Origin of the sequence: Nocardia sp. NPDC004860, assembly GCF_040609015.1 — a bacterium.
Taxonomy (GTDB): domain Bacteria; phylum Actinomycetota; class Actinomycetes; order Mycobacteriales; family Mycobacteriaceae; genus Nocardia.
The window spans coordinates 210,367-232,289 of sequence record NZ_JBEXJI010000003.1; the positions used below are offsets into that span (position 1 = coordinate 210,367).

Sequence of the window (21,923 nt, forward strand, 5' to 3'; positions counted from 1 at the left end):
GGAGATTCGGCGCTGCCTTGCGTTCGTGCGTCATCCGTCGGCGAGGCGTTGATGGTGGCGGGTGGCGGAAGTGGTTCGGCGCGGCGGCTACGGGTCAGCTATCGGGCACTGAATAATGCTGTGGATGAGCGCGATCCGGTGGAATCGTCGGTCGGTATTGGCTTCGATGGCCGTGTTGTCGGTGGGGGCTGGGCTCGGCGGGCGAACCGCGATCGCGCGGGCGGCGGCGACCACGCGGTACACGATGACCGCGTTCACCAATAGCAGTGATACCGACCTGTATGTCTATGAATCCGAGGACGCGGCACACTTCACGCTGCTGCGCGCCGGCGCCTACCGCCCGGCGGCCGGGCTGGTGCGGGATCCCAGTTTGCTCCGGCATTCCGACGAGGCCTACTACATCGCGTACACCACTGCCGGAGACGGACACACCATCGGATTCGCCCGTAGCACCGACCGGCTCACCTGGACTCACCTGTCGGATTATCCGGTCCCGGTGCCGGGAGCCGAAGCTGCCTGGGCGCCAACATGGTTCGACCTCATTCCCGGATATGTCGGAGTGCTCGTCTCCATCTCGCAGGGGTATGGCTTCCGGCCCTATCTGATCGTCACGGCCGATCCGGCGCGGCCGGTGTGGAGCTCACCGATTCCGCTCGCGGGGATCGGGCCGCAGCGGCCGGGGCACCTCGGCTACATCGACACTGCCGTCGTGGCGCGCGACGGCAGCTACTACGCCTTCACGAAAAACGAATCGAGCAAGTACATCGAGCTTGCGGTCGCTACTACGCCGCTGGGGCCGTACCGGTTCATCGGCACCGGCGACTGGGCCGGGTGGGGTACACCGCGGGAGGGGCACTGCGTGATCGAACTACCCGACGGAGGACACCGGATCTACTTCGACGCCTACACCGAGAAGAGGTACTTCTACAGCGACAGCCACGACGGATTCCGCACCTGGACCGCACCCGTCGAGCTGCCAGGATTGTCCGGAACCGTCCGCCACGTCACGGTCCTCCCCGAACCGGCCGGCACCCAGTAGTAATCACCACACTGGCAATCGCTGCTGACTTCTAGGTGGAGTTCACGGGTAGGTGGCGGCCGCGTAGCGGTGGGCGAGGGTGCGGATGTGGGTGACGAGTTCGGGTGGGTCGGTGACGCGGAAATCCATCATCAGCATGCTGAGGTAGATGGCGATGGTTTCCAGGCGGTCGGCTCCGGTCAGCAGGAGGCAGGAGGTGTCGTCGAGGGGTTCGACGACGCCGACTGTGGGGTTGATCCGGGCTATGACGGTTTCGGCGGGGGCCAGGACGGTGACGCGGGCGTGGACTTGCCAACCCGTGGTGGCTATTTCGCGCAGGACGAAGGCGACGAGATCGGAGTCGGGGAGTGGGCGCGGCGCGAAATGGCGTGTGCCGGGAGTGATTTCGGTGATCGACGCCACCGGGAGTGCCTGCCAGGAGTGCGATTCGAGACTGTAGGCGACCAGGTACCAGCGGCGTTGCCAGCTGATCAACCGGTAGGGCTCGAGTTCGGTGGCGTCGGCGCAGAGGGTGGTGGCGGCGCGGATGGCGGTGGCGAGGGTGGCGAGGGTTTCGGCGGGGACGGGGGTGTCGGGTTCCCGGGAGCCGGTGACGGCGGGGCCGATGTCGGTGACGGAACGCAGTGCGGTGACCTTGCGTTGCAGGCGTTTCGGGAGGATGCGGTCCATTTTCGCCTGGGCGCGTTCGAGATTGGCATGGATGTCGGCGATGCCGGTGCTGCCATCGGCGGCCACGTTCATGGCGACGGCCACGGCGACGGCCTCGTCGTCGTCGAGCAGCAGCGGGGGCATGGTGGCGCCCTGGCCGAGGCGGTAGCCGCCGACCGGGCCGCGGGCGGCGTGCACCGGGTAGCCGAGTTCGCGCAGGCGCGCGATGTCCTGGCGGAGGGTGCGGTCGGTGACGGAGAGTCGTTCGGCCAGTTCGCGGCCGGTGAGGGCGCGCTCCTGGAGCAGGGACAGCAGGCGCAGCAAACGGGTTGTGGTGGAGGTCACACGGAACCCTTTCGTCCGGCCGGATGATTAGGAAGAAAACCAGCCTAATCGGGTCATACCTTTATCTCAACGGATCGAAACGACCTGAGAGGCAAGAACAATGAGCGCCAACCCGCAGACCGACAACTCGCCCGCCACCGTCCTCGCCCCGGCCTGGCGCGAGGTCCTCGCGGCGTCGCACCGCGCGCTCGCCGAGGTCGTGGCCGGTGTAGGCGCGGACCAGTGGGACAACCCCACCGCGTGCTCGGAATGGACTGTGACGCAGGTGGTTCAGCACGCGGCCGGTGATCAGCTGGCCTACGCCAAGTTCCTCGGCATCGGTGACGGCCCGGCCTACAACCCGTTCGAGCCCTCCGGGCACATTGACGGCGGCGCGGTCGAATTGGTCTCCGCCGCAATCGAACCCACCGCCACCGCCTGGGCCACCGTCACCGACGGCACCGAGACCGTGCCCACCCCGCTGCCGCACGGCGAGCTCCCCACCCCGGTGGCCGCGGTCATGTGCGCGCTCGACGCCGCCGTGCACGCCTGGGACATCGCCATCGGCACCGGGCAGCCCTCGCCGCTCACCGAAGAACTGGCCGGGCACCTGCTCACCGCCGCCCGCGGCCTCGTCGAGCCGCTGCGCGACTACGGCGTCTTCGCGCCCGTCGTCACCGAACTGCCCGCGAGCGGCACCCCGGTGGCCGACGAACTGCTGGCCTACCTCGGCCGCCACCCGCGGGCCTGACAGACCGGCCCCGGACCTGCGGTGACGGCGCGGGCCGCCGGTCCGGGTAGACTCCCACTCTCGTGAGTCTCACCCTCGGAATCGTCGGCCTGCCCAACGTCGGAAAGTCGACGCTGTTCAACGCTCTGACGCGCAATGACGTGCTGGCCGCGAACTACCCGTTCGCCACCATCGAGCCGAATGTCGGTGTGGTGCCGCTGCCGGACCCGAGGTTGAACACCCTGGCCGGCATCTTCGGCTCCGAGCGCCTCGTCCCCGCGGTGGTGTCGTTCGTCGACATCGCGGGCATCGTGAAGGGCGCCTCCGAGGGTGCGGGCCTGGGCAACAAGTTCCTCGCCAATATCCGTGAGGCCGATGCCATCTGCCAGGTCGTGCGCGTCTTCGCCGACGACGACGTGATCCACGTCGACGGCAAGGTGGACCCGCTGTCCGACATCGAGGTGATCGAGACCGAGCTCATCCTGGCCGACCTGCAGACCCTCGAGAAGGCCGTGGTCCGTCTCGACAAGGAAGCCAAGGTCAAGAAGGACCGCAAGCCGGTCGCCGACACCGCCAAGCAGGCGCAGGAGATCCTCAACAGTGGCAAGACCCTGTTCGCCGCCCGCGACCAGCTGGACACCGAGCTGCTGAAGGAACTCTCGCTGCTCACCATCAAGCCGTTCCTCTATGTCTTCAACGCCGACGAGTCGATCCTCACCGACGAGGACAAGAAGGCCGAGCTGAAGGCCGCCGTCGCCCCCGCCGACGCCGTGTTCCTGGACGCCAAGGTCGAGGCCGAACTGCTCGAACTGGACGAGGAATCCGCCCTCGAACTGCTGGAGTCCATCGGCCAGACCGAGCCGGGCCTGCACGCCCTGGCCCGCGCCGGCTTCCACACCCTCGGCCTGCAGACCTACCTCACCGCCGGTCCCAAGGAAGCCCGCGCCTGGACCATCCACCAGGGCGACACCGCCCCCAAGGCCGCCGGCGTCATCCACACCGACTTCGAACGCGGCTTCATCAAGGCCGAGATCGTCGCCTTCACCGACCTCGTCGAGGCCGGCTCCATGGCCGCCGCCAAGTCCGCCGGCAAGGTCCGGATGGAAGGCAAGGACTACGTCATGGCCGACGGCGACGTCGTCGAGTTCAGATTCAACGTCTGAGCCTCTGCGAAGAAGTAGGGCAGCGTGTGTATCGCTGCTGGTAGAAACTCTGCTGAGCCCCCATCCGGTATCCCGGTGGGGGCTTAGTCCTTTCGTAGACCCCGTGCACTGGCCGGTTCGGTCAGCGCGGTATGCGGCAATAGAGTGCGTCGCGAGAGCCAGCGAGGACGAGGCGAACGTTCAGGACGGGCCAGCCATGCACCGGCATCAGCCGGGGCAATAGGCAGTCTCGGCGGCGTTCACGAAGGCCATCGCCGAGCCGAAATCGCCTGGCTCTTCGCTCAGGAACTCGGCCAGACTTCGCTTCGATAGGCCGGCCGCGAGCAGATCGCAGACGGCATGGCCACCCTCGGAAATGCCCGGGAAATCCGAGATGATGTCGGGAACTATCTGAATGCCATCCCGCTGGATGAGCAGGAACGCGAAATGCGCGTCCTGTAACGGGCCGTAGTTGTGGGGGCCCGCGACCGGCCACAGCTCTGCCGACGGCAACGCCGAGGCGGGGGCGGCGAACAAAACAGCAGCGGCCGCGGCGGCGAGCCCTGTAGCGATCTTCGAGAAGAGCAAGACGATTCCAATCGTGGGACAACTGCGCGACCCGGTGATCGCCACCAAGATCGTAAATGAGGTCGCCGAACTGCGCCGGGCGTCAATTCGCGTTCCACCACTGGACCCCACGTGGCGGGTACCGGCGGCCAGGCAAGGCCGGTAGCGGCAGACCTACCCGCCACATCGCGTACCGCACGAGCTGCCCACATTGACGCTCAGAACCAGCCCCATGACCCACGAGCTCCACCGACGACTCACCCAGACGAAGCACAACCGGCCAGAGCACACCCGCGGCATCAACCCGCCGTCAAGTTCACAACCTCCGACATCCCACTCCGATCATCGCTACGCACGCCGATCCTGCCCGGCGTCCGCTAATCGGCAGTAGCGGACGTTCTGCACCGCAACAGGTTCCGGCCGCCGACACCCGCGCTGGCCGGTTCGGTCCGCGCGATATGCGGCAGAAGAGGACATCGTTTCATGCTGCTAGTCGCTCTTGACCCGTCCTTCCCGATGAGGGTGGCCAGCGCGAAAATGACGGAATTAGACCCCACCGTGAAGCGCGGCCGCACTGTGGCCGGGTCACCGTGCATTGCCGAGATGAATCAGTGGTGGACCGATCACTCATCACTCGGCTCAATCACATGAGGTACACGCGACTACATCTGTCCAGCACGCGGTCACCACTGCTGCGCGGGTCCACCGTTACACGGGATGACCTGAACGACGCTCGTGAGGGTTCTGCCCTCGAGGGTTTGGCCGTCCAGACACATGGCTCCGTCGAGGCCATTGTGGAGAGTGTTGCCGGGGCCGGTGAACCACTCCTGCACGAGGCCGCCGTTGCACGGGATGACTTGAGCGACTCCGGTCAGCGAGATGCCGTCCAACGTCTGCGCGTCGAGGCACATACCCGGGTTGAGGCCGTTTCGCAGACTGTTGGCGGATCCGCTGATCCACTGCTGCGCGGGCCCACTGTTGCAGGTGATGACTTGAGCGACCCCCGTCAATGTGACACCGTCCATCGTCTGCGCATCCAGACACGTCCCCTGAACGAGCCCATTGACCAGCGTCATACTCGCCGCTGAAGCGGACGGCGCGCAGATCACCATTGCCGCGGCGGCCAGCGCGGCTCCTGTCCCGAGCAGCCGCACCGGCTGCCGACTTCCCCGCTGCGCCGACGAACCGTCCGCCGACTGACCCACTCGAGTAACTAGCGACTTCTTCATATCGTTCCCCTCCGCATCGCAACCAACATCTGGAGCGACTTCCGTTGTAGCCGAACATCTTCCGTCCGACGCGAAGCGAAAGTATCCAGGCCAGCTTTCAAGATCCTTAACAACCTCATACGCCCGGCACGCCCGATCGCTCTTGACAATGTCGGACATCGTCCTTGTCGAATGAGGCACGCATGGATGCAGCGCTCGGCTGAAGCAACTGGCTGTATCTGCTCCGCTCAGCGCGGGAATCCTCACCGAGCACGATCATCGGCATGAGCGCGCACTTGAGTTCGCTAGAGTCAGCCGGACGATGCGGCCGGCGCGTCGGATCTCACGAGGCGCCAGCGCCGGTTGGGTCGAGGAGAGGCGCAGAGGTTATTCTGCTTCGGAACGTGACTCGATGTGTGAGCAGGGGGTTTGACGTGCAGATATGGGATATCAATGGGGTCGAGTTCAGATTCAACGTCTGAGCCTCTGCGAAGAAGTAGGGCAGCGCGCGTATCGCTGCTGGTAGAGACTCTGCTGAGCCCCCATCCGGTGTCCCGGTGGGGGCTCAGTCGATTCCGCCGGCTCCGCGGGCTGGCCGGTTCGGTCAGCGCGGTATGCGGCTAGTTGGAGGGCATCCGCCTGACTGCCAAGGACTGGTAATCATGAGGGCGCGAGCGTCGACGACGATTTCCTCGAATGCATCCGGATGGCTCTGCGCGAGTCGGAGCGAGCCTCGGAATTCTGCAAACCCCTCGGAGGGCACTCGGTTACGACTGACCAGGTGAGAGCATCGAGCTCCTGCGGTCATCCCGTTCGTCAACGGGTCAGTCCGAGCAGCGCTGCGGTGATTCCGAAATCGGGCCCGAAGTCTTCGATGCGGCCGGTGCGGCAGCCCTCGGAACGCATCTGGATGCGTTCGCAGAAGAGGCTGACCATCTCGCCGTTCCCGAAAGTGGTGCCGAGCAGGGCGTGGCCGCGGGCGTATTGCTGGTCTCGGTTCACGGATCGGTCGATGTTCTGGAAGAGCAGTGGCGTGATATCGACCATCTCGGTCAGGCCGGTGGCGTTTGCGCGTAATTGGGCAGTGACGGTGGTGAGTGTGGAAAGGGTTCCCGCGAGCTGATCCTGGTACTGGCTGAATGCGCCGCTGGTGTTGCCGAGTGTCGCGTTGAGCTGGTCGAGGGTGGCCTGCAGGCCCGGGGATTGCTGGGCCAGTAGCGTCGAGAGCTGCGTCATCTTGTCGCTGAACTCGCGGACTGATCGGTCGTTGTCGGCCAGCATGGCGGTCAGCTCGTTGAGTTTGACGATGACGCCGGCGATCGCACCGCCGTTGCCTGTGCCCGCGTTCAGGGCCCCGGACAAGGCTGCGAGGGTGTCCCGGATCTTTTCGCCCTGCCCGTTGACCATCGGGTAGAGCACCCGCCCCGAGAGCGGCCCGTCGTCGGTGCCGTTCTCGGGTTCAAGGGCGGCGGCGAATTGATCGATGGTTTTGATCATCGTGTCGAGCTCGACGGGAGTGCGTGTCTGCTCAACGGGCAGGTGCGCGTTGTCCGGCAGTGTCGGGCCGCCGGTGTAGCGGGGTGTGAGTTCGACGTGCCGGTTGGTGATGATCGATGGTGAGACCAATACTGCCACAACATGTTCGGGCAGCTGAACCGAGGGATCGACGCTCAGGTGGACGTCGTTGTAGGCGCCGTGTGGGACGACCTTGTCCACGGTCCCGACCTCGAGTCCGAGCACTGTGACGGGGTTTCCCTCGAAAATGCCTGCGGTATTGCGGAAGTCGGCGGACAGGTGGTTCGAGGGCCGGCTCGGCCGGTCGCGCGCAGAACCCCAGTACAGCAGTGCCGCGGCAGCGACTGCGGCGACGAGGCCGATACGGAGCAGGGGTGTTCGGACTTGGGGCAGTGTGGTCATTGCGCGTGAGCCTCTCGCCGGCCACAGCGCGTGTAGAACCCACCAGGGGCCGGCGATGGTCGGTGGGCTGCGGCTCGCATGGTGTTTCTCCGAATGTCGAATCGATCGATGAAGCCGCTGCTGCGAGATACAACAGCAGTTGTGTGAAACCGTCGGGGTGTGAGCAGATTCGGATACTGAGCGCCGTGTCCGGGACGGTTGGTTCAGTAAGCGGACGGCTGGGTGCTACACCGCGGAGCTCTGTGTGCCGGTACAGGCCAAGCGCGATCGCGGCTCCCCGGATCCGCCTGACCCGCTCGCATCTCGGCGCTACCGATCATGGTCCATAGAACAGTCGTTCGCACGGCAGGCGCGGCAGCACAGGACTGTCGGCGATGGTGTCGTGTATCAATCCGATTGTGCACCAATGCTTTCGACTCCAATCGTGGATCAAGTTGCGTACTGCCGCCGCAGTGGCCGTGTAGTCGAAGACCACGCCGGCCAGCCAGATTCGCACGTGGACATCACCTTCGGGCGAGAACCATTCCTCGGCAGTCACGGCCGATCGCCTTCCCCAGTCATTAGCGTGTCAACCTTCCCGAGCGAGGAGCCTGGCTCTCGAGGAACGGCGGCCGGCTGGTTACGGCGGCGGGATCAGGCGTTGGCCACCTGGTAGACGGTGCGCAGGTACGCCTCGCTGCGGGGCGAACCGATGAGGCCGGCGCCCATCTTGTTCATCGCGTAGGTGATGGTCATGCGGCGGTCCAGATCCATCACGACCATCGAGCCGCCCCAGCCTCCCCAGAAGCAGATCCGTTCGTCGGGGATGTACGGGACGAGGCGCTTGTGCGGCAGGCCGTACCCGATGCCGAAGCGCAGCGGGACGCCCAGCACCATGTCGGGTCCATTGCTCTGTTCTTCGAAGATCAACTCGATCGTGGCTGGAGTCAGCAAAGTGATGTCGTCGACGGTTCCGCCGCGTGGAATGACGGACATGATGCGTGCGAGGGAGCGCGCGTTGCCGTGGCCGTTGTAAGCGCCCAGGTCCGCGCGCCGCCACGGCGCGGTGTTCGCGGCGTCCGCGTCGAGTGGGGGTGTGCCGAGGGTTTTGCGCAGCAGATTGCCCTCGGGCAGCGCGGTGAGGTCGAACGGAAGCGGCGGCGGGGCAACGACATCGGCGATGCGCGGCCAATCGGTTTCGCGCGCACCGATCTGGAAATCGGCGTCCAGAGGATCGGCGATTTCCTCGGCGACGAACTGCGCGAGGGTCTTGCCCGTGACCCGGCGAACGACTTCTCCGAGCAACTGGCCGAAGTTCTGGGCGTGGTATCCCGACGCGGTTCCCGGTTCCCACCACGGCGCCTGCGCGGCCAGGTGCGCGCTGGCCAGCTCCCAGTCGTAGAGGTCGCCGAGGCCGAAGGGCGGTTCCCAGCCCGAGACACCGGAGGTGTGCGAAAGCAGGTGGCGCAGTTCGATGTGTTCTTTGCCGTTGGCGGCGAATTCGGGCCAGTACTTCGCGACCGGGGCGTGCACGTCGAGTATTCCGCGGTCCACCAGCATCAGTACTGCCAGGCTGGTGACCGTTTTGGTGCAGGACCATACGTTGGTGATGGTGTCCTTCTCCCAGGGCCGGGTTCGTTCGCTGTCGCTGTAACCGCCCCACAGGTCAACCACGGTCTCGCCGTCGATGTCGATGACGATCGAGGCACCCAGCTCCTCGCCCGAGGCGATGTTCTGCTCGAATGTTGTTCGTAGCTGGTCGAATTGGGGGCTACATTGCCCGGACGCAGTCATGAGTAGATCCCTTTCGGTGTATAGGTCGGATCACCCAGCAGCGCCGCGACCGCGAGGGCGGCTTTGGCTGCGTCGGGGTCGTCTCCGGTGATCAGGTCGGCGTAGATGAACGATTCGCCGATGCGTGCGATCAGGTAGGCCAAGTCGTGCGCGGACATCGGATGGATGAGGTGCCCGCGGTCCAGTTCCTGCTGCACCACGCGCTCGATGGCGTTGACGATTTCGTGCTGGACCGGGCTGTCCTTGGTGGTGAGCAGCCGCAGCGCTCGTTCGGGTTCGCGGCGCAGGAACGTCCGGAAGAACGGGGCGTCGATCAGCGCCTGCCCGAACATTCGCGTCACATCCGCGATCCGGGCGACGCCGGTTCGGGTCGTCGCTGCCACCGCGGCGCGGTGAGTCGGTTCGGCCAGCGACCACAGGATCGTCGCGAGCAGCTGGTCACGATTGCCGACCCAGCGGAACAGTGTCGACCGGTCGACGCCCAGTTCGGCGGCGAGCTTCTGCATGTCCAGCCGGTCGCCGTCCAGGAATTTGCGCCGTGCGAGAGCGACCGCCTGATTGCCGAGGGCTTTGTTGTGACCGAGACCACTCATGAATGCAACATACTCATATCTGATGCAACGAATCAAGCGTTTGTTGCGCGAGGGTTCACCCTGAGGGCGTAATCGCCCGCTGGCGCGTCCGCCAAGCGGCGCGATCGTCGAGCGTGAGACCCCGCGGATCCACGAATGGACCCAGGCATGTCACCTCCACACGGCGGCCGCTGCTGTTTCGGACGCTGTCGTTCAGAGGCAAATTCTTGTCGCGCACAGACAAGTTCTTGTCGCCTGTGCTGCCAAAACTTGGTTCTCATCACCCCGCCGCGAAGTCTGCGGCCGGGATCGGAACCCGCCGGCGTCGGCCTGGCTGGGCGAGGTCCGCCACCAGCATCGGCGACGGCCAGGAAGGCAACGGCGCGTTCCTGGGCTCGAGCCGAGCACCGGCTCACCCGCCGCACCGTGGACGACGCGACGCGGCCAATGCACGAAGGAGACGCTGTACCGATGTTGAGCACCATGCATGACGAGCCGCTCTCGCTCGCGACGCTGCTGAGATACGCAGCGACAACCCACGGCGAGAGCACCGTGTCCACCTGGACCGGTTCTGGCGTGCGGACCATGACCTACCGCGAGATGGGTTCCGAGGCGGCACGCCTGGCGAATGCACTGCGCGGCTTGGGTATCGGCGTTGGTGACCGGGTCGGCACCTTCATGTGGAACAACAACGAGCACCTGGTCGCGTACATCGCAGTGCCCGCCATGGGCGCGGTGCTGCACGCGCTCAACATCCGCCTGTTCCCCGAGCAGTTGGTGTATGTGGCCAACCATGCCGAGGATCGGGTCGTGATCGTGGACGGCTCGCTGGTGCCGATGTTCGCGCAGTACCTGCCCAACTTGAAGACGGTGCGCCACGTGATCGTCGTCAACGGGGATGCTGCCGCGCTCGCGGCCCCCGAGGGTGTGCAGGTGCATTCCTACACGGACTTGCTCGCCGCCGCGGCCGGACCGTTCGACTACCCGATCCTGGACGAAAAGTCCGCCGCAGCAATGTGTTACACCTCCGGCACGACAGGGGATCCGAAGGGTGTCGTGTATTCGCATCGCTCCAACTGGCTGCACGCGATGCAGGTGTGCTCTCCGATGGGCATGGGCTGCAACGATTCCGATCTCGTGTTGGCGATCGTGCCGATGTTCCACGCCAACGCCTGGGGCCTGCCGTATGCGGCGTTGATGTCGGGCGCGAACCTGCTCATGCCCGACCGCTTCCTGCAACCGGGACCGCTGCTCGAGCTCATTGCCGACCAGAAACCGAATTTCGCGGCGGCCGTACCGACCATCTGGGGTGGTGTGCTGGCCGCGCTGGCGGCCGCGCCCCAGGACATCTCGCACCTGCACAGCGCGGTGGTGGGCGGATCAGCTGTGCCGCCATCGATGATGCGCGCCTTCCAGGAACAGCACGGCGTGCGCATCCTGCAGGCCTGGGGCATGACCGAAACCTCACCGCTGGGTAGTGTCGCCCACCCGCCTGCCGAGGCCTGCGGCGAGCGGGAGTGGGAATTCCGTTACACCCAGGGCCGTTTCCCTGCCGGCGTGCAGGCCCGTCTGGTCGGCGACGACGGCACCGTGCTGCCTCATGACGGACAGGCAGTGGGCGAGTTGCAGGTTCGCGGACCGTGGATCACCGCGTCCTACTACTCACCCGAGGGTGTGGTCGTCGACGCTGACAAATTCGATGACGGCTGGCTGCGCACCGGCGACGTCGGCATGATCAGCCCCCGCGGGTTCCTCACCTTGGTAGATCGCGCCAAGGACGTGATCAAGTCCGGCGGGGAGTGGATCTCTTCGGTGGACCTGGAAAACGCCGTCATGGCGCACCCGGACGTCGCCGAGGCCGCGGTCATCGGCGTGCCGGACGACAAATGGGACGAGCGGCCATTGGTCGCGATCGTTCTCGAGGAAAACACCGACGCCACCGCCGAACAACTGCGGGAATTCCTCGCCGACAAGTTCGCCAAGTGGCAGCTGCCCGAGCGATGGACATTCCTGGCCGAGGTTCCCAAGACCAGCGTCGGCAAGTTCGACAAGAAGCGCCTGCGCGCCCAGTACGCCGACGGTGACCTGACTGTCACCACCTTGCCCTGACCCCAGGTCTTCGACCTGCTGACCCCGATCGACCCGACCTGGTCGGGGTCGAGGGCGAATCCGGCGATCATCCCGACGGCTCGCCGGACCCTGCTCGAAATCACCACAGTGAATGGTCCCTGCTCGAAACCACCACGCGCGGAACGGAGTTCACATGTCTCAGGTACACCAGGATCGCGAAGACAACCGGTGCCAGCACGGAGGCGACGTCGAAATCGTTGCTCAGCTCGGCCATCCCGCCCTGCGCCGGCTCGCCGCAGCGGCCGAAGGGCTCTCCGATACCGCGCTCGATCAGATCATCGCGATCGTGGATATCATCCGGGTCATCGAAGGCGTCCATACCTGCGTCTGCGATATCTGACGAACGCGCGGACCATCGCAGGCAATCGGCCACAGCATCGAACCAGTCGCAGCGGTGAGATCATCGCTCAGCGAAACCGCCCGGCCTGCAGGATCACCACGGCGATGATGCCGCTCGTGTCGCGGGCGGCAACATCGCCAGAACTTCAGAGCATGCGTGCGGGGCGGCGTTTGCGTTTGCGTCCGGGGCTCGAGCGTTGCAGCACCGACAGATACGAGGCCGGGAACAGCCTGGCTACGACATCGGCCGTGACGGCGGAGGAAGCGATCAGCACGCGGGGTTTGCGACGCTCGACGCCGTCGAGGATCTGCTCGGCGGCCTTGTCTGCTGGATAGGTGAGGAGTTTGGTGAACGCCGCCCGCCCGGCCCGTATCTGATCGTCGTTGGCTGCTCCGGCGATGCGGGCGGTTTCGGCGATCCGGGTGCGGATTCCGCCGGGATGCACAGTGGTGACGCCGACGTCTTGATTGGCGAGTTCGTGTCGCAGTGCCTCGCTGAACCCGCGCAGGGCGAACTTACTTGCGGCGTAGGCGCTTTGCCCCGGTGGGGCGATGAGCCCGAACAAGCTCGAGACATTGACGATGTGGCTGCCCGGTGCCGCGAGCAGGGTCGGGAGCAGCAGCCGGGTCAAGACGACCGGGGCGCGGAAGTTGATGTCTTGAACCCATTCGAATTCGTCGGCCGCGAGATCTGTGAATCCACCCCCCAATGCCACTCCGGCGTTGTTGATCAGCAAGGTGATTCCCCGATGCCGGGCCAGGATCGTCGCGACCATCACCTCCACGCCTTCGAGATCGGCCAGGTCGACCACGTAGGTGTCCACCACCCGGTCCGGGTAGGCCTGCCCGAGCAAGTCTTCGACGTCACTGAGTCGGTCGGCGTCACGGTCGACCAGGACCAGGTTGCTCCCACGTTCGGCCAGCCGGTATGCCATCTGTTCGCCCATGCCGCTCGCGGCGCCGGTGACCAACGCGGTGGTCCCCTCGAATGCGTAGGGGGGAAGAGACATCGGTTCTCCTTCAACAGTGGCGCGAGGGTTGCTCAGCCCCCAGTCTGTTGCGGCGAACCTGCTGTTACTTGATTGGAGATGACAACTATTTATCCCTGAGCGACAGCACAGGGCTCAGTCTGACCAGCCATGAGAACCGCGATAACGCCAGTTCAGCGTGCTCGAGCGCTGCGGCGCACTTCGCGCGGCGTGGCGTTCCACCATCGTCGGCAGCATCGAGTCAGGGTGGCTTGTTCGGTCAGCCCGACCATGGCGGCCACCTGGCTCATCGGCATATCAGTGGTGGTGAGGTAGCGGCGGGTCTGGTTGCGGCGGACCTCGTCGAGAATGGCGGCGAACGAGGTGCCCTCCGCGGACAGCCGCCGTTGCAGCGTGCGCGGATGCACCGCCAAAACCTTTGCTACGACACCGATCTCTGTCGGCGCGGTGCCCAGCGACTGCTGCAGCACGTGCTGCACCTGTGCCGCGACCGACGGTGCGGGACGGAACGGAGCCTGTTCGGCCAAGAAGGTCAACGCCGAGCGCATCAGTGTCTCGTCCGCACCAGACAGAGGAAGGGTCGTGATGCTGCGCGGCACCCGCAACATGGCCGCCGGACGCGCGATCTGCACCGGTGCGCCGAAGAACCGCTCGTACCGGTCGATCGGCGCGCGCGGCTGATACGGCAGGTCCACCGACCGCAGCCCGTACCGGCCTCCCAGCAGGAATTCGAGGGCGCGATGAACGAAGCCGAGTCCCAGATCCACCCCTTGCACCGAGACGACCCGCTCATCCGGCGCGACCCTGTATCGCAGAGCCAACACCCCTCGTGCCCCGTTCGGATCTGCCTCCGCCGCGATGCTCATTCCCCGGGCATGCAGGAACAGGTACCGCGACGTGCATTCGAGCACGGTGGCGACGGTCGGTGCGTTCCGGATCGCCAAAGCCAGCGGGCCCAGCGATCCCAGATCCTGGCGCATGGCCACCCGCAATCCGAGATCCGGGCAGTCCAGCACCTGTGCGGCGGACTCGAGGACCCTGGCAACGGTGAGGTCCGAGACGAGCACGTCGTCACTGTCGAGAGCGACCGGCGAGAGCCCTGCCCTCGCAGCCAGCTCGTCCGCGTCACCACCAAGCTCGGCCACGGTGGCGCGGAACCCCCGCAGCGCGGCGGAACGGATCGTCGACATGTCGGCCAGTATTAAATCTCGGTCATCACAGGGCAAGGAAGCCAATCTCGAATTGGAGCCATCTCAGTGTGTTGCTAGGTGCCGGCGTCAGCTGCCCGATTGTTTCAAGAGGTTATACGGCTCCGGAACTTGAGGTGCTCCGCTCGTGAACCGGCCCTGTGACGTGGCCATCTACGGAAGATGCTGTGTAACAGCACATTCGAGGCGGTGGGTTTCAGATGATGCTGATCATCGACGCACATTTGGGATTCAACGTCAATGGGGTCGAGTTCAGATTCAACGTCTGAGCCTCGGCGAAGAAGTAGGGCAGCGCGTGTATCGCTGCTGGTAGAGACTCTGCTGAGCCCCCGTCCCGTTCCCGGGTGGGGGCTCAGCCCTGTCGGCGGCCCGCGCGAAGGCCCGGCTCGGTCAGCGGATGCCGGGCGTGCGCGGGTCCGGACCGAGGCAGGCTTGAATGACGCAGCCCGGCGCGGTATCCGCGAACGGCGGTGCCAACGGGTAGTTCAGGCAGCTGAAGACATTGCAGCCCGGATATGCCGCGGGCCCGACGCCGAAGACCGCGATCAGCAGATTCGTATCCACGGACGGGCTCGAATCCGCGCGCGGCGGCGGTTCGACATACGGACCGGGATCGGGCACCAGAGGGTCTTGGAATGCCGCGAACAATCTGCGCAAGAATTCGTGCGCCAGCTCCGTGGTGTCCTCCAGAGCCTCCGCGATGCCCTGGCTGCTGACACTTCCGAAGAGTCCGGTCCACACCACCGTCAAATCCAGACTCGGCACGATGAAGACGTTCTGCATGCCGAGTCCGACCATGAAATACACGTCGGCGGGCTTGAAGTCCTGGGACTCTTCGCATCCGAGGCCGATCCAGAGCAGGTAGCCAAAACACTTGTTCGCTGGTGACGGCTCGCGTGCCATGCGCAGATAAGTCTCGGAGACGAGTTGCTGCGTGCCCCAGCGCCCGTTATTGCTCATCAGCAGACCGAGCTTCGCGAAATCGTTCGGCGGGATCATCAGATGGGCATAACCGTAGGTGTGCCCGGCGCGATCGCGCGCCCAGTAATAATCACCGCGTTCGATGCCGAGCGGATCGAAAAGCTCACGCTGCGCGAACTGCTGCAATGGCTCGCCCATGGCCAACTCGATGACATAGGCGAGCAGATCGACATCGCGCTCGCTGTAGCTGAATACCGCACCCGGCGGATTGTCCAACGGCACCCCGAGCGCCTGCACGGCACCATTCGGATCGATCGGAATCACCCCGGTGACACCCTCGGTAAGTATATCGGCCGCCAGGCCGGACGATTCGGTCAGCAGATTCTCCACGGTGATCGACCGATGTTGCTCATCACCGAGTCCGGGCGGCAGATACCGATCGATCGGCGCCTCGAGATCGAGTTTCCCCTGATCCCATGCTATTCCGGCGAGCAGGGAGACAACGCTCTTCGTCGCACTCCAGATATTCCACGCGACATTGCCGGTCTCGTCGTTCGTCGGCCCCTCGCCGATCAGGCAGTTGTGCCGGAACACCTGCATATTCAACCGATTACGCCCACTGGCGAACGTCAAGGCGTCCGCGAGCAGTCCCGAATCCAGTCCAACCTGTTCCGGAGCCGCCCGTTCCGGGTCCCGCCCGGACGACACCTCACACGACCGCTGCTCGGCGGGCGCGGCCTGCGCACCCCCGGCGAAAACGCTCCCAGCGACCATCGATATCGCCGCAGTTCCGGCCAGGAATCTGTACATGCGACCCATAGCTCGAGGCTATCGCCCCCGGCAGCGCCAGAGCGGGCAACAGGCTGAATAAAGTTCAGCCGAATGCAAACCGGGCGTGCCGCTCAACGTCGAATATTCCAAGATTTCTCTTCGAGGACATCAGCGGCGTGTTCGTGCCGTGAACCATCCGGTGCCCATAGGAAGGCTTCTTGGGAGGGGGTGGACAGCTGGGGAGCAACGGTGTATCGCTATTGATGAAGTGCCGATCATCCACCTGAGGGATCCAATACCCCTTGTTGGGGAGGCGGGCTCAACCGCTTCGAGGCGAGCGACGATGGATAAGGACCTCGGCGCGAGCGCATTCGACCCCGGTGCCGCCCGCGCGACTGCAACGCAGACCGCGTTGACGACTCTGGTTGCCCAGTTCGCCGAGGACTGGCATTCATCGAGCGAACCACCTGATCTGTCGATCCACCTGCCGGTCGAGCCGGCGCTGCGGCGGACCACGTTGATCGAACTGATCAAAGTGGATCTGCACGAACGGTGGCAGCGCAGCGACGACGCGCTGCGCCTTGCCGATTATCGCGAACAGTTCCCGGAACTGGGCACTGCCCCGCTGCCGCCGGATCTCATCTACGAGGAGATCAGTGCCCGCAGCTGTCGCAACGACATCGACCTCACCGAGTACGAACACGACTATCCGGCCCAAATGGCCCGCATCGCCGAGACTTTCGATGTCGGCGGCGTGCGCAGCACGCTGCTGGCCGACCCCACGGCAGTCGATGCTCTCGACTCCATCAACACGGGCACATCCCTCGACGATTTCGATCTGCTGCTGCCGCTGGGCAGCGGCGCGTTCGCGCGCGTATTCCTGGCTCGGCAGCGATCGCTGAGCCGACTGGTAGCTGTGAAGATCTCCCGCGACCACGGCGCCGAACCGCAGACGCTGGCCCAGCTCGACCACGACCATATCGTCCGCGTCTTCGATCAGCGTCAGATCACTGAACAGCATCTGAAGTTGATGTACATGCAGTACGTGCCCGGCGGCACCCTGCTGGGCGTGCTGCAACTGCTGCGGCGCACTCCACCGGCCGGACGCAGTGGCAAGCTGCTGCTGGCGGCCATCGACGCCGCCACCACGACCACGGGCGTGCTCGCGCCGCAGCCCTCGCCCGCACGCGCGGAACTGGAACAGCTCACCTGGCCGGAAACCGTGGCCTGGCTGGGCGCCCGGCTGGCCGCCGCGCTCGACTACGCCAATCGCCACGGTGTGCTGCACCGCGACATCAAACCCGCAAATGTGCTGTTGACCGCCGACGGTCAGCCCAAGCTGGCCGATTTCAACATCAGCTTCAGCCGGCATCTGCCCGGTGCGAACCCCGTCGCGTACTTCGGCGGCTCCCTGCGCTACATGTCCCCCGAACAGCTCGAGGCCTGCCACCCCAACGTGGCCACCACTGCCGCCGATCTGGACACCCGCAGCGACCTCTACGCACTGGCGGTGGTCCTGTGGGAACTGCTCACCGGACTGCGACCGTTCGACGACGGAGACCGGGCCGGCGAATCGGAGCAATCGCTGCAGGCGATGATCGATCGCCGCCGCCGGCCCGTCGACGCGACTCTGGAGGCCGAGCTGCCCCCCGACTGCCCGGCCCTACTGCGTCACGCACTGCTCACCTGCCTTGCGCCCGACCCCGCCGACCGCTACCCCAGCGGTGCCGAGCTGGCCCAGCGGCTCGAATTGAGCCAGGACCGGGCCGCCCGTGACCTGGTCGACCCACCCGCACACACCCTGCGGGCACGGCTGCGCATGCGGCCGATTCCGGTGGTGCTTCCGACAGGCATGTTCGGCCAGGTCGCGGCCGGACTGTACCTTTCGGCGCACAATGTCCGGCTGATCCAACTCGAACTGGGCTCCGAGGCTGCCGGGCGGCTGACCCACCTGGGTTACGTGGTGATCGCGATCTCCTATCCGGTCGCCATCGCCGGACTGCTGTACTGGTGTCGCAACGTCTTCTTAGTGCCCGACGGCCTGCGCCGCGGCAAACAATTCGACGAGACCACCCTCGCCCGTGCGCGCGCCGACGCCCTCGCCTGCGGCGACCGGATCGCGGCAGTCGCGTTCACCGGGTGGATCCTGGCCATGGGCATCTTCCTGGTGAAACTGCTGTCACTGGGGCCGCTGCCGGGCGGGCTGCTGGCTAATCTGATCGCCTCGAGCCTCGTCGCAGCCACGGTAGCGGTCGTGTACACGTACTTTCCGGCCACCTTCTTCGTGCTGCGCTGGTACTACCCGGGTTTGGTCGCCGCCGGGCACCTGTCCCCCGACGACGCCACCCGGCTGCATCGGCTGATCCAACGCAGCCGTGTGTACCTCGGTGTGGCGGCATCGGTTCCGCTGATCGGCGTGCCGTCAGGGCTGATGTTCTTGACTCCGCAACAGCAGCACACGGTGATCGGCTCGATGGTAGCCCTCTGTGTCGGTGGGCTTATCGCCTTCGCCGTCGCCCTGCGCACCTTCTACGCCCTGCAATCGGATCTGACGGCTCTCAATCGCATCGTGAATCCCCATTCTCACGCCTGACGGATGGATGGCCATACAACCGAGATCGGCTGATCTCGAGCCGGTGTGAAGGACATTCACATGCGACCAGCGGCGTGCTGGCGTAGGCGGGAGCCGCTGCCGTACTACCACTTTCGGTACTGACGTATCCCGCGTTCCTACAGCCACCTGGCATGTCGATGGTGACAGCGCATCGGCGGGAGCGTTCTTCGATGAGCTGGGCCAGACCGTCGAGCACTCGCGCCAGGCCGAATTCGTAGGCGCTGTCGTGATTTTGGCCGACGCCGGCGGACAACGGATATTGCTCCGGGTCGAAGACCGATTCCAGGACTGGGGCGGCGCGCTGCCACCACTCGTGTTCGGACGTGTTGTTGTCGGCGGCGGCCCGCTGGATGTCGATGGCGATGCGGGCGACGGAGTTCACGAAACCGAGTACATAGGTGAGCGCCGCGTCCATCGAGAGGTCGTCGAGGCCGGGGCCGAGGCCGTGCAAGGCGCTCAGTTCATGGTCTATTTGGCGGCCTGGCCCGGACCTAGCGGCAGGCGGGTGGTCGGGACGTAGGGGTGGTGGGCCAGCATCTCCCGGTTCTCGGCCGCATCGTCGTAATGCGTTGCCGCCATGGCATTCCGGTGAGATCCGTGCGCGGCATCTGCTTGAACACGGCGTCCACCATCAGCTCCACCCAGGGAATGCGGCGGTACCTGAACGTGGGCACGGTAGTTGAGCGCGTACTCGAGTTTCGCTAGAGCCAGCGGGGGCGATCTGGCTGGGGGATCGATCCCGGGGCGGCACTGGCGCCGTCTCGGACTCGAGCAGGCCGACCGGTTCGACATCTCGTATGGCCGGTGTCCGCGCCTATGCTTATTGAGAGGTTTCTGTTGCCAGTGCGGGTGCCCGGATAGCGGGCTGGGTGTTTGCTGGTCGGGTGTCGGATTGAGGGTGTTCCCGGAAGGGAGGGGTCCTCAGCGATGGGCGCTTCGTTGGAGTCGGGGGGAGTGTTCGCCGGCTATCGGATCCTGCGTCGGCTCGGTGCGGGTGGTATGGGCACGGTATATCTGGCTGAGCATCCGAATCTGCCGCGCCTGGTCGCTCTGAAGGTGCTCAACCGTGCTCTGACCGATGACGAGGATGTGCGTGCCCGGTTCCTGCGAGAGGCCGATACCGCCGCCCGGCTGGACCATCGGAATATCGTCACCGTCTACGACCGCGGCAACGAGGGTGGTCAGCTGTGGATCGCGATGCAGTATGTCGACGGCAGCGACGTGGCCGAGCTGGTGCGGGATGGGGGGCTGCCGGTCGGGCGGGTGGTGTGGATCCTCACCGAGACCGCGGCTGCGCTCGATTATGCCCACGGGCACGGGGTGTTGCATCGTGACGTGAAGCCGGCCAACATCTTGTTGACCGACGCGTCGCGCGGTGAACCCGAGCGGGTGTTGCTCGCGGACTTCGGTATCGCCAAGGCTCTCGATGAAACCGGCGGATTTACCCGCAGCGGCATGCTTCTGGCGAGTCTGCAGTACGCCGCGCCCGAACAATTCGATATCGGTGCGACGATCGATCACCGTGTCGACGTGTACGCCCTGGGTGCGACTCTGTACCGGATGCTCACCGGGGCGCTGCCGTATCCCGGGAGCACCCCCGCGCAGCTGATGTACGGGCATTTGAGCCTGCCGATCCCGAAGCCCAGCAGGCAAGGCGAAGTGCATGTGCCCGAAGGTTTCGATGCCATCGTCGAACGCGCCCTGGCCAAGGACCGTGACAGTCGATACTCCAGTTGTGGTGAGCTGGCCGCTGCCGCCAACGGCGCGCTGGCGGCGGCATCGAAGGAGCTCACCGCGACCGTCTCATCGTCGACCGCACCGCCGAAATCCAAGATGGTGACGGAGGGCATCCCGGCAGTCGGAGGCGCCGAGTACGCGAGCGCGACGGAGCCGGCGGTGGTGCTGGGGACTCCGGTCCGAAAGCGCCGCGTCCGCCGCCGGTTGCTTGCGGTTGCCGCCGCGGCGGTCGCGATCATCGCTGCGGTCGCTGTGGTCCTGATGTGGCCGAAACCGCCACCGCACGGCTCGCCGGCCTTCACCGTCAGCCCGGTCGCCGTCGGGAAGAACCCGCAGGGCATAGCGGTCGATCCCACGACACACAACGTGTACGTCGCGAATACTACCGGCGGTACCGTTTCCGTTCTCGACGGCACCACCCTCGCTGTCACCGCCACCATAGAGAACATACCGAGCGCGTGGGGTGTGGCGGTCGACCCGCAAACCCGCACGGTGTACGTAACCGACTTCGCCGACGCTGGCAAGGTGTTCGTGATCGACGCGAAGACCAACACCGTCACCGCGACCATCGCCGTCGGGGCCAACGCGGACGGGGTGGCGGTCGACCCCCGCAGCCATCTGGTGTATGTCACCAACGCCACCGCCGATCCGCGCGCGGAGGGCGAGACCGGTACCGGTACCAATACCCGCACTTGGTCGAAGCCGGGTTCGGTGTCGGTGATCGACCCCCGCGTCCGCGCCGTGACCGCCACCGTCGGGGTGGGTATCCGGCCGAAGGGGGTCGAGGTCGATGCCGATCGCTCGCGGCTCTATGTCGGTAGCGATGGCGACAATTCCGTGTCGGTGATCGACCTGTCGACCAACACCGTGGCCGCGACCGTCGCGGTGGGCCCGGGGCCACTGGGCCTCGCGCTCGACCATCGCTCCGGCACCCTCTACGTCGCGAACAACGTGGGTGACTCGATATGGACGATCGACACCCACACGAACCGGGTCACCGGCATCATCCCCGTCCACCGCCCGAGCATGATTGCCCTTGACCAGGATCGCCGCATCCTCTACGTCGGGGTGCTGCCGTTGTACGGCGACCCGACCACGCTCGACCTGACGCCGGTGGCGATCGACGCCGACACCCACAAGGTCACCCCCATCCCCGGGTCCGGCCGGAGTACAGAGGGGGCCGCAGTGGACCCCGGCGCCGGTGCCGCCTACCTCGTCGACATCATCGACAGTACGGTCTACGTGGTCAGACCCTGACCGATTACCTTGCGGCCACGGGACACCCGCGATGAAC

18 protein-coding genes are annotated in these 21,923 nt (G+C 65.5%); 6 read left to right on the top strand and 12 right to left on the bottom strand.

Features of this window, described 5'->3' with window-relative positions; all coding sequences use genetic code 11:
- The first annotated feature begins 124 nt into the window (after window positions 1-124).
- Window positions 125-1,039: a hypothetical protein gene (locus tag ABZV44_RS08615; RefSeq protein WP_354833489.1), complete on the top strand. Its 915-nt coding sequence runs from the start codon at window positions 125-127 to the stop codon at window positions 1,037-1,039.
- Window positions 1,040-1,081: 42 nt separating this feature from the next.
- On the opposite strand, the gene ABZV44_RS08620 is transcribed toward ABZV44_RS08615, so the two are convergent.
- Window positions 1,082-2,032 carry a transcriptional regulator gene (locus ABZV44_RS08620; protein WP_354833491.1) on the bottom strand — a complete coding sequence of 317 codons (951 nt, stop codon included), beginning with the start codon at window positions 2,030-2,032 and terminating at the stop codon, window positions 1,082-1,084.
- 100 nt (window positions 2,033-2,132) lie between these two features.
- On the opposite strand from ABZV44_RS08620, the gene ABZV44_RS08625 reads away from it, so the two are divergent.
- Entirely contained in the window at window positions 2,133-2,762 is a 630-nt protein-coding gene (locus ABZV44_RS08625) for a TIGR03086 family metal-binding protein (protein ID WP_354833492.1), read from the top strand.
- A gap of 62 nt (window positions 2,763-2,824) precedes the next feature.
- Window positions 2,825-3,904 carry a redox-regulated ATPase YchF gene (gene ychF, locus ABZV44_RS08630; RefSeq protein WP_354833494.1) on the top strand — a complete coding sequence of 360 codons (1,080 nt, stop codon included), beginning with the start codon at window positions 2,825-2,827 and terminating at the stop codon, window positions 3,902-3,904.
- A 207-nt stretch (window positions 3,905-4,111) separates the two neighbouring features.
- On the opposite strand, the gene ABZV44_RS08635 is transcribed toward ychF, so the two are convergent.
- The 6 genes from ABZV44_RS08635 to ABZV44_RS08660 all read right to left on the bottom strand — a co-directional run bounded on the left by ABZV44_RS08635 (window position 4,112) and on the right by ABZV44_RS08660 (window position 9,941).
- Window positions 4,112-4,471 carry a DUF732 domain-containing protein gene (locus ABZV44_RS08635; RefSeq protein ID WP_354833496.1) on the bottom strand — a complete coding sequence of 120 codons (360 nt, stop codon included), beginning with the start codon at window positions 4,469-4,471 and terminating at the stop codon, window positions 4,112-4,114.
- Window positions 4,472-5,133: 662 nt separating this feature from the next.
- The gene (locus ABZV44_RS08640) at window positions 5,134-5,679 is read right to left on the bottom strand and encodes an RICIN domain-containing protein (RefSeq protein WP_354833498.1); all 546 of its coding nucleotides are present in this window, start codon (window positions 5,677-5,679) and stop codon (window positions 5,134-5,136) included.
- A gap of 795 nt (window positions 5,680-6,474) precedes the next feature.
- The gene (locus ABZV44_RS08645) at window positions 6,475-7,575 is read right to left on the bottom strand and encodes an MCE family protein (RefSeq protein WP_354833500.1); all 1,101 of its coding nucleotides are present in this window, start codon (window positions 7,573-7,575) and stop codon (window positions 6,475-6,477) included.
- A gap of 316 nt (window positions 7,576-7,891) precedes the next feature.
- Window positions 7,892-8,113, bottom strand: a complete 222-nt coding sequence (locus tag ABZV44_RS08650) for a hypothetical protein (RefSeq protein WP_354833502.1) — start codon at window positions 8,111-8,113, stop codon at window positions 7,892-7,894.
- Between the two features lie 95 nt (window positions 8,114-8,208).
- The gene (locus tag ABZV44_RS08655) at window positions 8,209-9,348 is read right to left on the bottom strand and encodes a serine hydrolase domain-containing protein (protein WP_354833504.1); all 1,140 of its coding nucleotides are present in this window, start codon (window positions 9,346-9,348) and stop codon (window positions 8,209-8,211) included.
- Window positions 9,345-9,941, bottom strand: coding sequence for a QsdR family transcriptional regulator (locus tag ABZV44_RS08660; protein ID WP_354833506.1), 597 nt, complete (start codon window positions 9,939-9,941; stop codon window positions 9,345-9,347). Before ABZV44_RS08660 ends, ABZV44_RS08655 begins: the two co-directional genes overlap by 4 nt.
- A gap of 450 nt (window positions 9,942-10,391) precedes the next feature.
- On the opposite strand from ABZV44_RS08660, the gene ABZV44_RS08665 reads away from it, so the two are divergent.
- The gene (locus tag ABZV44_RS08665) at window positions 10,392-12,029 is read left to right on the top strand and encodes a long-chain fatty acid--CoA ligase (RefSeq protein ID WP_354833508.1); all 1,638 of its coding nucleotides are present in this window, start codon (window positions 10,392-10,394) and stop codon (window positions 12,027-12,029) included.
- Between the two features lie 100 nt (window positions 12,030-12,129).
- Here ABZV44_RS08665 and ABZV44_RS08670 read toward each other — a convergent pair whose 3' ends face one another.
- The 4 genes from ABZV44_RS08670 to ABZV44_RS08685 all read right to left on the bottom strand — a co-directional run bounded on the left by ABZV44_RS08670 (window position 12,130) and on the right by ABZV44_RS08685 (window position 16,326).
- Window positions 12,130-12,369 (bottom strand): hypothetical protein, encoded by a 240-nt coding sequence (locus ABZV44_RS08670; protein WP_354833510.1) that lies wholly within the window; start codon window positions 12,367-12,369, stop codon window positions 12,130-12,132.
- Between the two features lie 166 nt (window positions 12,370-12,535).
- Window positions 12,536-13,399: an SDR family NAD(P)-dependent oxidoreductase gene (locus ABZV44_RS08675; protein ID WP_354833512.1), complete on the bottom strand. Its 864-nt coding sequence runs from the start codon at window positions 13,397-13,399 to the stop codon at window positions 12,536-12,538.
- A 152-nt stretch (window positions 13,400-13,551) separates the two neighbouring features.
- Window positions 13,552-14,613 carry an AraC family transcriptional regulator gene (locus ABZV44_RS08680; protein ID WP_354833514.1) on the bottom strand — a complete coding sequence of 354 codons (1,062 nt, stop codon included), beginning with the start codon at window positions 14,611-14,613 and terminating at the stop codon, window positions 13,552-13,554.
- A 363-nt stretch (window positions 14,614-14,976) separates the two neighbouring features.
- Window positions 14,977-16,326, bottom strand: coding sequence for a serine hydrolase (locus ABZV44_RS08685; protein ID WP_354833516.1), 1,350 nt, complete (start codon window positions 16,324-16,326; stop codon window positions 14,977-14,979).
- Between the two features lie 295 nt (window positions 16,327-16,621).
- Here ABZV44_RS08685 and ABZV44_RS08690 point away from each other — a divergent pair, with 295 nt between their 5' ends.
- Complete coding sequence (locus ABZV44_RS08690) at window positions 16,622-18,871, top strand: serine/threonine-protein kinase (protein ID WP_354833517.1); 2,250 nt, start codon at window positions 16,622-16,624, stop codon at window positions 18,869-18,871.
- Here ABZV44_RS08690 and ABZV44_RS08695 read toward each other — a convergent pair.
- Window positions 18,837-19,307, bottom strand: a complete 471-nt coding sequence (locus ABZV44_RS08695) for a TetR/AcrR family transcriptional regulator C-terminal domain-containing protein (RefSeq protein ID WP_354833519.1) — start codon at window positions 19,305-19,307, stop codon at window positions 18,837-18,839. The two genes, ABZV44_RS08690 and ABZV44_RS08695, sit on opposite strands and share 35 nt — an antisense overlap.
- Window positions 19,308-19,819: 512 nt before the next feature.
- On the opposite strand from ABZV44_RS08695, the gene ABZV44_RS08700 reads away from it, so the two are divergent.
- Window positions 19,820-21,886 carry a serine/threonine-protein kinase gene (locus ABZV44_RS08700; protein ID WP_354833521.1) on the top strand — a complete coding sequence of 689 codons (2,067 nt, stop codon included), beginning with the start codon at window positions 19,820-19,822 and terminating at the stop codon, window positions 21,884-21,886.
- Window positions 21,887-21,923 lie beyond the last annotated feature (37 nt).

Bases quoted from the DNA above. Each gene is read 5' to 3' on its own strand.
- ABZV44_RS08615 (WP_354833489.1), top strand. From the start codon at position 125: ATGAGCGCGATCCGGTGGAATCGTCGGTCGGTATTGGCTTCGATGGCC.
- ABZV44_RS08625 (WP_354833492.1), top strand. From the start codon at position 2,133: ATGAGCGCCAACCCGCAGACCGACAACTCGCCCGCCACCGTCCTCGCC.
- ABZV44_RS08640 (WP_354833498.1), bottom strand. From the start codon at position 5,679: ATGAAGAAGTCGCTAGTTACTCGAGTGGGTCAGTCGGCGGACGGTTCG.
- ABZV44_RS08645 (WP_354833500.1), bottom strand. From the start codon at position 7,575: ATGACCACACTGCCCCAAGTCCGAACACCCCTGCTCCGTATCGGCCTC.
- ABZV44_RS08655 (WP_354833504.1), bottom strand. From the start codon at position 9,348: ATGACTGCGTCCGGGCAATGTAGCCCCCAATTCGACCAGCTACGAACA.
- ABZV44_RS08660 (WP_354833506.1), bottom strand. From the start codon at position 9,941: ATGAGTGGTCTCGGTCACAACAAAGCCCTCGGCAATCAGGCGGTCGCT.
- ABZV44_RS08665 (WP_354833508.1), top strand. From the start codon at position 10,392: ATGTTGAGCACCATGCATGACGAGCCGCTCTCGCTCGCGACGCTGCTG.
- ABZV44_RS08670 (WP_354833510.1), bottom strand. From the start codon at position 12,369: ATGGACGCCTTCGATGACCCGGATGATATCCACGATCGCGATGATCTG.
- ABZV44_RS08675 (WP_354833512.1), bottom strand. From the start codon at position 13,399: ATGTCTCTTCCCCCCTACGCATTCGAGGGGACCACCGCGTTGGTCACC.
- ABZV44_RS08685 (WP_354833516.1), bottom strand. From the start codon at position 16,326: ATGGGTCGCATGTACAGATTCCTGGCCGGAACTGCGGCGATATCGATG.
- ABZV44_RS08690 (WP_354833517.1), top strand. From the start codon at position 16,622: ATGGATAAGGACCTCGGCGCGAGCGCATTCGACCCCGGTGCCGCCCGC.
- ABZV44_RS08695 (WP_354833519.1), bottom strand. From the start codon at position 19,307: ATGGACGCGGCGCTCACCTATGTACTCGGTTTCGTGAACTCCGTCGCC.
- ABZV44_RS08700 (WP_354833521.1), top strand. From the start codon at position 19,820: ATGGGCGCTTCGTTGGAGTCGGGGGGAGTGTTCGCCGGCTATCGGATC.